General features: G+C 60.6%; 3 protein-coding genes and 5 pseudogenes. 4 read left to right on the forward strand and 4 right to left on the reverse strand.

Annotation, left to right across the window (positions count from 1 at the left end):
* Positions 1 to 2,164, reverse strand: a 2,164-nt coding sequence (locus IVA79_RS17275) for a hypothetical protein (protein WP_247554783.1), incomplete at its 3' end; no start/stop codon positions are given.
* A 709-nt stretch (positions 2,165 to 2,873) separates the two neighbouring features.
* Positions 2,874 to 3,164 (reverse strand): annotated as a pseudogene (locus IVA79_RS17280) (transposase domain-containing protein); the annotation flags it as partial.
* A gap of 162 nt (positions 3,165 to 3,326) precedes the next feature.
* On the opposite strand from IVA79_RS17280, the pseudogene IVA79_RS17285 reads away from it, so the two are divergent.
* Positions 3,327 to 4,723, forward strand: a pseudogene (locus tag IVA79_RS17285) (ISNCY family transposase); the annotation flags it as partial.
* A gap of 666 nt (positions 4,724 to 5,389) precedes the next feature.
* Here IVA79_RS17285 and IVA79_RS36965 read toward each other — a convergent pair.
* A pseudogene (locus IVA79_RS36965) lies at positions 5,390 to 5,527 on the reverse strand (type II toxin-antitoxin system VapC family toxin); the annotation flags it as partial.
* 418 nt (positions 5,528 to 5,945) lie between these two features.
* On the opposite strand from IVA79_RS36965, the pseudogene IVA79_RS17290 reads away from it, so the two are divergent.
* Positions 5,946 to 6,533, forward strand: a pseudogene (locus IVA79_RS17290) (transposase); the annotation flags it as partial.
* A 500-nt stretch (positions 6,534 to 7,033) separates the two neighbouring features.
* Here the strand turns inward: IVA79_RS17290 and IVA79_RS17295 are convergent.
* Positions 7,034 to 7,867 carry an effector protein NopP gene (locus IVA79_RS17295; protein ID WP_276577499.1) on the reverse strand — a complete coding sequence of 278 codons (834 nt, stop codon included), beginning with the start codon at positions 7,865 to 7,867 and terminating at the stop codon, positions 7,034 to 7,036.
* A 1,152-nt stretch (positions 7,868 to 9,019) separates the two neighbouring features.
* Between IVA79_RS17295 and tnpB the strand changes: the two genes are divergently transcribed.
* The gene (gene tnpB, locus IVA79_RS17300; RefSeq protein WP_247554786.1) at positions 9,020 to 9,367 is read left to right on the forward strand and encodes an IS66 family insertion sequence element accessory protein TnpB; all 348 of its coding nucleotides are present in this window, start codon (positions 9,020 to 9,022) and stop codon (positions 9,365 to 9,367) included.
* Positions 9,368 to 9,414: 47 nt separating this feature from the next.
* Positions 9,415 to 10,953, forward strand: a pseudogene (locus IVA79_RS17305) (IS66 family transposase); the annotation flags it as partial.
* Positions 10,954 to 11,052 lie beyond the last annotated feature (99 nt).

Genomic DNA, 11,052 nt, shown 5'->3' on the forward strand with positions numbered 1-11,052 from the left:
CTGAGGACCGAGCTGGCGCGCCCTCCGGAGTTGGCCACTCGAAGTCGGACGGCACCCGTGGAGACCAGGTGAAGCTCGACCCGGCCGGGTCCTGCCAACCGGCCGGTCCAACCGGGCCTTGCGGCGCCGGCCACTGACTTGGATCAAAGTCGAACGGCACGCGCGGGGACCAGGTGGAGCTCGACCTAGTCGGTTCCTGCAAGCCGGCCTGCCCGAACGGACCTAGCAGCGGCGGCCACTCACTTTCGGACGGCGGAGTCGGCAAATCTCGCACCCAGGTTGAGGTTGAGTTCGAGCTAGCCCTCTGCTGAGGGACGGTCACACCCAGCGCTCGGTTTGCCTCAACGAGTTGCAGATACTGCCTGAGTTTCTTGAGACTCAGGCCAAGTTTTCCTTTGGCTTCCGTGAAAGCCCGGTGGTCTGCGTCCAACGAGCGCCGCTGCTCACTATTGCCGTTGATTCGGCTCGCGATGCTCTCCCTACCCTGTGTGCGGAGCCAATCACTGAACTTGCGTTGGGCCGAAGCAGTATTACGAATTGTTTTTCTTCTCGGTTCGGAAGCTGGGTCGAGGTTTCTCAGCTCTTCCTTGGCCAGCCTCTCGATCAGGTTGGCGTCATCGTCATAAGGACGAAGTCCTTGTTGGGGCTCCTGACCCAGGTATTGTCGAAGGAGATCGAGTGGGGCTGTCCGCTTTGTGGCTATGCTGAACGCCGCATAATCTGCGCTCAATGACGACTGCTGCTCAGCATTGCCCTTGATACGGTCCATGATGCTCGGCCTGCCCTCTCTTTGAAGCCAATCACTAAAGGAGCGTAGCCTGGAAACCATCGCCGAAGCGCCGCCTTTCTCCTTGCGAGTCGCGTCGGAGCCAAGCTTGGATAGAGCGTCCGTCAAAAAGTCATTGATGATGGAGACGTCCCCCGGATGAGCTGACAATGTTTCGCGCCCCATCAGGCGGGGCCCGGCACCGACAGCTTGAAGCCCGTCAGCGCCGATCCTGCGGAGATGAGACAATGCCGCGCTGAGGCGGTCACGATCATCGCCGCCAGCTACAAAGTAGTGCTCGATGTCGTCGGCGAGCGACATTGGCTCGATAAATGCCCGAGGAGCCAGGGGCTCCTTGTTCTGCGCTCGGAGCCAACGAGCAAACGCGTTGAGCGCCTGCACATTGCCCTTGATCGTAGCAAGCGGGACCTTACCAGTCCCGCGGCCTCTAGTACCATCGGGAGCAACTCTGTAGTCTTTGACGTTTTCCACGAACTGGCGGATCATCCGCTCGTCTTCGGGATGCATCGGCTGCTCTCGCGTACCCACCCCAGCTGGAGCGGATATGGGATTTCCAGCCTGGAGATTCTGGAGTGTATCCAAGGCTCCACCCACATAGTTCCTGCTATTGGCGCTCGCCACCTTCTTAAATTCATCTTTATAGGCTGTCAGCAGATCAGCATTGCCAAGCAGGTCGTTCAGAGTGACGCCTTTGGGTTGGAGGAATTCGCTGAACATTCGGAGAGCCATCACATAATTCTCGATCGTCTTCGTCTTACGGTTCGCGCTGCCCAATGCCGTCTTGAACTCTTCAATCAGCTCGAGGTCTGCTTCGGACGGGCGACTGCGCTTTGCAAAGTCGATGCGAAGCTCCGAGTAGACGTCATCAGACGCTGGGCCGCCGGACCACTTCTCACGGTGGTTTCCTCCAAAGACTTTGCTTAACCCTGATTTGACCCGAGAGAACAGTCCACGCGGCTTGTTGTCCTTCGTCCGCGCCGTAGGTTGTTCCTTCGAGGGCGCTGCGTAACGCATGCTGCTGAATGGCCTGTCCCGCAAGTCAGACCGGTAATTATTTGCAGCCGAGCCAAGATCAGCGTGCGGAACATCGACACTGTGACGCGTGCTGCTGAACGAATTGTTCCGCAGATTGGACCTTGGCGGCATTCGCATCGAACCACCAACGTCCGTACGCTGGATGTTTTCATGCGACCGTGCGGCTGGAGTGTCGGGGGAACTACCCCCCGAACTCTCCTCAGGAGAGCGGAGTTGCAGCTCGCCCAATTGCTGCTCGAAGCCAGCTTGATCCGCAGGGTCAACGTCGGTCTCTTGCCGCGCATGCTGCAGCTCGGCGTACCAGCGCATCCAATCGTCCGGATTGTTATAGATGGGTTCCACACGACTCTCCCTAGATGAGGTGACTCTTCATAGCTGCTCCGCAGCCACACTCCGGTGCACTGACCACAGAGACTCCGGATTCAAAAAGCCGGACGTCAAGATTCGCCAAATTGAACAAAAAGGGACCGTTAGCGCCGCTCCGAGCTCGTGCATTACTCACGCCTGCCCAGCCTTGGCTGCTGCAGAAGAGCGCCCCGGCTCTCGGGCAACAGGTGACCGCTAGCCAAACCTCAAAGCAATCCAGGAAAAACGAAACCCAAATACTCGCACGATCCAAAAAGCCACGGTGTTGCCGCCCTCCTTCCGGGCAAGATCGCATGCGGCACATCGCGATCGAAATTGGGCCGCCCCATTGCTGTTGGAAGGCGTCCGGGTTTCGATACCTGAACTGCAGCTCTGCTTCCTCATCAGTTCTTCAGTTCAACGTCCTCACATTCGCTACAACCAACCGAGCCTCTCCGAGGGATCATGAAGCTTCAGAGAAGGCCGCATGTATGATTCAGACTGTACAACCTGACGCTACGTAGACTTCAAGCCCCATCGCTGTCGCGTCGAGCCTGATTGAGTTTCATACCCGTTTCAGGATGCGGCAAATCCTCGCAGCTTGGTGATCTACCCCCGCTTTCAAGCACCTTAATTGCGCGAGGCGCCGCGGCCGATGAATACCAAAGACGTGTTGGCAGCGGCGTAAGCGCGAAGCTTTGGCCATTCAGGCTTGGAAGTTCCAGGGCATGAGAGTATCGATCTGAGAGATCGGCCAGCGCCGCGCGATCCGTTCGAGAGTTTGCGTGAGCCAGGAGTGCGGGTCGACGTCGTTCATCTTCGTTGGTCTGCAGCAGCGTGGCGATGGTGGCCCAGGTCCGGCCACCATGGCTGCCCGGAAGAGCGCGTTTTTTCTCGTGATGGTTGGTGGCCGGATTGCGCGCTCGACGGTGTTGGAGTCGAGCTTGATGCGACCGTCGCTTAGGAAGCGCTCGAGAGCGGTGCGCCTGGATGTGGCACACGGATCGGCCTCAAGCGTGCAGGGCATCATGGCCGATCGTCCCGGTCGGAAGCCATACGAGGATGGCAAGAAGTCCGTTGAAATGTTCCTGAATGCTGTGCTGTGCCTGCCTCACGTAATTTGCTCCCCAGTGGGATGGGACTGCGGGCGCGATAATGAGTGAGGCAACTGAGCATGGCGATTCGGAGAGAGCTGACGGCCGCTGTGCGGCAGCGTTACAGAGAGGCGAGCCGCGCGGAGAAGGAGCGAATTCTGGACCAGTTTGTGCTTGGGACGGGCTTGCATCGAAAGCATGCGATGTGCCTGCTCCGAGGCGAGATGAGGCAATCCTCGGTTCGGCGCACCGGTCGCCGGATTTACGAGGAAGCTGAACGAAATGCGCTGGTAGTTCTTTGTGAGGCGTCCGACCGGATCTGCGGCAAGAGGCTGAAAGCGCTGCTGCCGCTCCTGATCGAGTCGATGGAACGGAACGGTCACATGGGCCTGGCGCCTGAAATCCGTGCGAAGCTGCTGGCGGGGAGCGCGTCAACGATCGATGGGGCGCTGGGCAAGATCCGACAGGAAGGTGGACGCCAGCGGCGCCGCCCGGTGGCGAGCACATTGCGACGGAATCCCGGTACGGACGTCCGCCGGCTGGAAGGACCGGCGCCGGGCTTAGTCGAAGCCGATCTGGTCGCTCACGGTGGGCCCTCGGCGCGCGCCAGTTTTATGCAGACGCTGGTGCTCACGGATATTGCGACCTGTTGGACGGAGTGTGCGCCGTTGCTGGTGCGCGAGCAAACGCTACTGAGCACTGTGATGACAGAAGTTCGCCGACAGCTGCCGTTCTCGCTGCAGGGCATGTGAGCAGACGAACATCGAGTTCACGCGTTGCCGACCCTACCGCAAGACACCAGGCGTTTGTCGAACAGAAGAACGGAGCCGTGGTCCGACGCATCGTCGGCTATCGGCGGTTTGAAGGACTTGAGGCGGCTGCGTTGCTCGCAGAACTCTATCGCTCAGTGCGCCTGTTCGTGAACTTCTTGCAGCCGTCGTTCAAGCTGATAGCGCGATGGCGCACGCGTCCGTAAATCTTATAGTGCACCGACGACGCCGCATCAGCGGCTGGCAGCTGACCACATATCTCCGATGCGGTTCTGGCCCGACCGCAGGAAATCTGCTTCAGCTTGGACCCGGTCGGGTTGCTGCGTAACATTCGGTCTGCGCAGCAACATCTGGCCGACCTTGCCGACGTGAAGTCGTCGGGCGATTCGATTACTGCGGCCCCGCCGATCGACTTCTTCGCCAGCTTGCGAACGGCTTGGAAAGAGGGCGCATCTCGACGGACGGACCGTCCGATCCTCAAAGCGAAGCGAGGTCGTCGTCCTCCTGATCCGCTCGTTCAGGCGACCCCACAGCTGCAGGAGTGGTTCAAGGCCGAGCCGTGGCGAAACGGCGCCGAGCTCCTGACAAGGCTACAGGCGGAATATCCGGGCGCGTATCCGGATAAGTTGCTGCGAACGCTTCAGCGCCGCCTCAAATCCTGGCGCAGCGAGCAGGCAAGCGCGCTGCTGTTTGAAGATCGGCAGATCATGCAGAGCGGTTCGACGAGGCACCCGTTGCACGGAGACAGCACCCGCTTCCGACACGGGGGAGGCCGGTCGTTGCGCAGGCCTCCCAGGTACCGACCGTCCGTCTTCTCGGGAGCAAAATAAATGAGGCAACGATCGCGTCTCCGGGAACATTCCTCCATGAGGCATACGGCAGTACCGCTTGATTGTCGCGCAGCGTCAATCAGCGCTTGCCAAGCCGGCGGCCAGCGTCAATTATCTCCTAACTCGGCCGCCTTGTCTCACGTTGATTGACGCGCCATAAAGTCCGGACATCGGGCCTGGAGCGTTGTTAACGCCGGTGCTCCGCGCGGGCTTTTCCATGTCGACACCAACGGGATCTCTCAGGTTTCCTGGTGACCCATCCCGCACCTTTCCCCTGATCCGAGACCCCGGCCGAAGTCGATGAGCCTGGCCATAGCGGCTTTCCCGGTGCTGCCCCCAGACCCAACACGGCGAAGGCTTCAGCACGACCATTGATTTCGAGGCGTCCGGTCGAAAGCCAGACCGTGGATCGCATGGCGGCCGAGCTGCAGATGGAGGCGTTCCGTTGAGCTGCACCGGGCCAGGCTTCGGCCTCGCCCGATTTTTCGTTTCGCCATTCAGGGCCCATCCCTCCGAGGACCGGTTTTTCGCGGTCGCGGCGAGCATCGTGTCGATCACAGGCGGAGCATGGCCGCTCGCCCGCGTTACCTCGCCGGAAATCCATCCCCAAAGTCGAACGATGTCGTCATCGAGCGACAGGACGCGCTTGCCGAAGCGCTCCGCTAGCTTTGGTTCCTCAGGAGGTTGTCCATATGGTCTGATCCTGAAGCTGAGGTTGCGAAGCTTCAGCGTTCCAAGGAGAGACCAGATGAACGTCCACAAGAATGCGCCTTTGACGCCCAAAGGTCGAGAGGCGATGGTGCGAAGCGTGGTCGAGGGCGGGCTGAGCAAGGCCGACGCAGCCTACCGGTTCAATATACGACGCCCAAAGCGGTCGCCAAGTGCCCCCGTCCCGCTGTCGGTCTTGCGGGGCCGGTGGCCGGCGCAGCGGCTTGGTCGCCCTTCATTTCGTTTCGGCCTAAGGGTGCGCCGGCCCCCTGAATTCCCCGGCTTCGGAACCCGTGACGGGCCGCGGCGGCCTCTCAAACGGAGGTTCAGAAAATGAGCAGGAAGAAAGAACGACGCCGTACTGACGTTGATGCGCGGATCGCAACAGCAGCGGCAGCGAAGGAAACTCTATTCCTTCCATGCGCCCCAGGTCGAGTACACCCGCAAAGGCAAGGCGGCAGCGCCTTACGAGTTCGGCGTCAAGGCCTCGATCGTCACCACCAACGGCCGCGCGCCGGGCGGCCATTTCGTGCTGCACGCTCGCGCACTGCCCAGCAATCCCTATGACGGACACACGCTCGGCACCATCATCGAGGCGACGGAAACGCTAACTGGCTGCGCGATCGAGCGCGCCTATGTCGACAAGGGCTATCGCGGCCACAGGACCGATAGACCGCGCCGCGTCTTCATCTCCGGGCAGAAACGGGGCGTCTTCGGCGTCATCGAGCGCGAGCTCCGGCGCCGTTCAGCCATCGAGCCCATCATTGGCCACATGAAGAGCGACGGCCACCTCGGCCGCTGGCATCTCAAGGGCAGTGAGGGCGACGCCATCAACGTCATCCTCACCGCCGCCGGCCACAACCTCCGCCGCGTGCTCGCCTGGCTGAGGGATTTGCTGACATCAATCCTGATCATCCTCTGGCAAGCAGGTGTCCGGTCGCAGGCGCTCAAACCGCCTTCTTAGCAGCGACGATTCCACGATGCTTGGCGGCAGCGAGTCAGTCCGAGCCTGATGAGATTGGCCGCCGATCAAGCTAGCTTGGCTCCGAAGCCGCCGCACACAAGCTTGTCGAGATCGCGTCTGGCATTAAGCCGGTTCAGGACGGGCCACATCGCGCCGGGTCAACACGTCCGTCCTTTAAGGTCGGCGGCAGCGGCGCAGAGCTTAGCGCCAGGATCAGAGCGCATGGATTGCTGTGGCTCAATTCGCTCGACATCTCTCCTGATTTGGTGTCTTCGACCGAAATGGCCGAGACTATCTCCCTCAGATTGGCGCATCAAACGGCGAAACCACCTCGGACCGGCCTGATGGTGAACATTGGTGCCGTTGTTACAAAGCACCTCGCGGATCCAGTCGAATTGTCCGTTTCGCTCGGCTAAGACTTGACCTTTGCCGCAGCTGTCGGTTTGCCTGCGCTCCTTGCTCCACCGCCTGCCCAAACATGAATGCCTGCGGATCTCGTATTACATAAAGTCACCATCCTCTTCGGAATCTGCTGCAACCTCAGTATCACTATCGACCTTGGAGAGATAAAGCTGAGATTTAGTTGCGCGCTGCCATTCACCAAGGCTGTTTTTTGTCCACTGGGCGGACTGAGTGGGGTCAAGTACCATGTCGTCCTCATCCACTTCAACGAAGCCCATTGTCTCTGCGCGGGCCTTCGCTTCTGCATTAGCAGGACGCCAGTTCACCAATGGTCGTTCGCCGTCTTGCCGAAGTTGATGTTCGAGCAGAATATCGCCGGCGTTCGCGACAAGCGGATGAGCAACCTGAAAATCCACAATTGAGGTGACTTCACTTCGTCCAGGGAACTGTTCTCGCCACTTATCGCTTTCGAACTCAGTCATGTTGAATCCGGCCTCCGTTCTTTGGAGGCCGACGCTCACATTTCCTAATTGGTAACTGTAATATCGGGCGTCTTCTGAATCTCTTCTGATACCGTATTCCTTAGCGACCTCTGCTGTGCGCTTAGCTCTTGCGGATACAAATTCCGAGTACTCGTGTGGATTGTTGGCGATGCGGTTGATTGCGTCGCCATGAAAGGTCCTCACTTCTGTCCTGAAGGTAGCTCTATCGATCTCGACCACAGGAGGTTTTCGAACGAGGGAGTAACTCGGTGACGAAGGTGAGCTGCCAGCAGACTCCTGCAATCGCGTTCTAGCGAACGCATCGGCGAAGCCCTGGCTTTCGGCACCCGCTTCCTCAGCGTTGGCTGCCCGATGATATCTTTCTTCGGCCGGAATATCGGGCCAATTGTTAACTCGACCGTACATGACGACTGTACCTGGATCATACATCTTGCATTGTTTCAGGTCGTTAGACCTTACCCGCTTGATAGACAGCTTAGCTGTCCGTAAGCTGACGCCAGCGCATAAAGGGAAAATCCCGCCACGCCTTTGGGCAGCTCGACCGCGTATCGTCGAGGCGTTGCGCGATGCAGGCTTCCACGTTATCCACCCAGAACGAGGCGCGGAGGTGCTGGACTGGTGCAAGCGGCGCGTCGCAAGGGGAACACGATGCGGGACACTCGGACCCGCCGAGGCGTCGAGCGCGCCGCGAGGAAAGCGACTTCCACCGCCCGAGCGTCTCGTGCGCTGGATGGCTTGCTCGACCTGGTGGCACTCCCAGTCCGAGGCAGCGAACTGCACGCAGTGTCGACCGGATATTCGGGTGGGCGCGTGGCGCGCAACGCGATCGCGAGAGTGACTCCGGATGAGTCACCTGCTACGTGGCACTGCCGTTCGACGAGCGCCTGATCGGCGGTTGGCGTAGGAAGGGGCGCGCCGCCCGAACTCATGGAAGCCCCGCCTTCCGAAGCCGAGTCGGAAAGACAGGCAGCCGGAGCTGAGCCATCGACTACATGCCCGCGGCTCGTCTTCCGGTCTCGAGCCAGCTCTGCTGGGATTATTGGCGGACGACGGTCTGGCCGCCGGCGAAGTGGTAGATTGCCTGAGCGCAAACGCAGCGTACGCATCCGATGGGGGCCGTCTTGCGTGATGGGTGGTAATCAGCGAAGCGTGTGACCTTAAGTCTAGCTTTAAGGTCATCAGGCGATGCGGATCGAGGTTTTGGGCGGGCTGGAGCGGCGGCGGCGCTGGTCGCAGGACGACAAGGCACGGATTGTCGAGGAGACATTGGCGCCGGGCGCGAAGGTGACTGAGGTTGCGTCGCAACGGAGTAGCGCCCAGCCTGGTGTTTACCTGGCGTCGACAAGCACGGACATCGGAACAAGTTGTACCATCTTTTACGCCGGTGCAGATCGCCGCCGTAGCGGCCTCGGCTGAGGAAGCTCCGAAGCTTTTGCCTCCGGTTGATGGCCGAGTTCGCTCCGTGGCAGCCGCGCGTGCCGGATTGATAGAGATCGATCTCGGCAACCGAGGGTGCATCCGGGTGGATGCGCACGTCGATCCGGAGGCGCTGGCGCGGGTCCTCGATGTGCTTGGACGCCGATGATTGCGATACCGGGGAATGTGCGAGTGTGGCTCGCGACAGGCTACACGGATATGCGCAGAGGCTTTCCGTCGCTGGCACTCCAAGTGCAGGAGGTGCTGCACAAGGACCCGCTCAGCGGTCATCTGTTCGTCTTCCGCGGTCGCCGCAGCGATCTTGTGAAGGCGATCTGGCACGATGGCCAGGGAGCCTGCTTGTTCACAAAAAGACTCGAGAGAGGAAAGTTCATCTGGCCATCGGTTGCCGGTGACTCGGTAACGATCTCGCCGGCGCAGTTGAGCTATCTGCTGTCCGGGATCGATTGGCGTAACCCTCAAGAAACCCATCGGCCGACGCGGGTCGGATAGCCGCTTTTACGGTTTGAATCTGCTGCGTGATCTGATTCAATGGCTTCATGATATCGAAGCCCGACGATCTTCCATCGGACCTCGTGAGTGCCCTGGCGGCGCTGCAGGCCGAGCGTGAGGCACGGCTGCGAGCTGAGGCGGTGGCTGCCAACTGGCAGGCGCAAGCCGCGAATGCGCAGGCGCAACTATCGGATACCAAGGCGCGGATCGCGCATCTCGAGTTGCGCATCGAGAAGCTGAAACGCGAACTGTACGGGCAACGCTCCGAACGCACGGCACGGCTGCTCGAGCAGCTGGAGCTGGAGCTGGAAGAGCTCGTCACCACAGCGAGCGAGGATGAGCTTGCCGCGCAGGCCGCAGCGGCGAAGACCCAGAACGTCCGCCCCTTCATGCGCAAGCGGCCGGTACGCAAGCCCTGGCCGGACGACATCGAACGCGAGCGCGTCGTCATTGAGGCTCCAACGACCTGCGCCTGCTGCGGTGGATCGCGGTTGGCGAAGATCGGTGAGGATGTGACCGGGACGCTGGAGGAGATTCCGCTGCGCTTCAAGCTGATCGAGACGGTACGGGAGAAATTTACCTGCCGCGATTGCGAGAAGATCAGCCAGCCGCCCGCGCCGTTCCATGCCACGCCGCGCGGCTTCATCGGCCCACAATTGCTGGCGACGATCCTGTTCGACAAGTACGGCATGCATATCCCGCTCAACCGCCAGAGTGCGCGCTTCAAGGCCGAGGGGATTGACCTGCCATTGTCGACGCTGGCCGACCAGGTCGGCCACGGGACCTTCGCCGTCATGCCGCTCTTCCACTTGATCGAACACCATGTGCTCGCGGCTGAGCGCCTTCATGGCGACGACACGACCATCCGTGTCCTAGCGAAGGGCAAGTGCACGACCGGGCGGATCTGGACTTATGTGCGGGATGATCGACCCTTCGCCGGGCCTGCGCCGCCGGCGGCGGTCTATTACGCCTCGAGCGACCGACGAGGCGAGCATCCCCAGAAGCATCTGGCCGCCTTCGCCGGTATCCTGCAAGCCGATTGCTACAACGGCTTCGAGCCGCTATTCGACCCGCAGAAGAAGGCGCTGCCGATTACGCCGGCGTTTTGCTTTGCCCATGCGCGGCGGGGCTTCTTCGAGCTGGCTGACATCGAGAAAAATGCTCGGGAAGGCAAGAAGGGCAAACCGGTCTCTCCGATCGCACTGGAGGCGGTCAAGCGCCTCGATGCGTTGTTCGAGATCGAGCGCGCCATCAACTGCCGCGGCGCCGACGAGCGGCGCGCTGTGCGCCAGGAAAACAGCAAGCCGCTTCTCGAGGACATGCACGCCTGGTTGCTGCGTGAGCGCGAAACCCTCTCGCGCTCCTCCGAGGTCCTGAAGCCTATGAATTACATGCTCAGGCGCTGGGACGACTTCGCCCGCTTCCTCGATGATGGCAGAATCTGCTTGACCAACAATTGCGCTGAGCGCGCATTGAGAGGCATCGCTTTGGGAAGGCGCAACTGGACCTTCGCCGGCAGCCAGCGTGGCGCCGACCGTGCCGCCATCATGCTGACGATGATCACGACCTGTCGCCTCAACGACGTCGTCTCCCTCCGGTGAGGGCCGTCTTGCCGGGTTGGGAGGAGTGCTGTGTAACAGCCCTTATGGACAGCAATAAGTTCAGTGCACAGATTGAACGGTTCG

Source organism: Bradyrhizobium sp. 138 (genome assembly GCF_023074075.1).
Classification (GTDB): Bacteria; Pseudomonadota; Alphaproteobacteria; order Rhizobiales; family Xanthobacteraceae; genus Bradyrhizobium.

Excerpts from the sequence above, each read along its gene's own strand:
- IVA79_RS17295 (WP_276577499.1), bottom strand. The coding sequence starts at position 7,867 with ATGTATGATCCAGGTACAGTCGTCATGTACGGTCGAGTTAACAATTGG.
- tnpB (WP_247554786.1), top strand. The coding sequence starts at position 9,020 with ATGATTGCGATACCGGGGAATGTGCGAGTGTGGCTCGCGACAGGCTAC.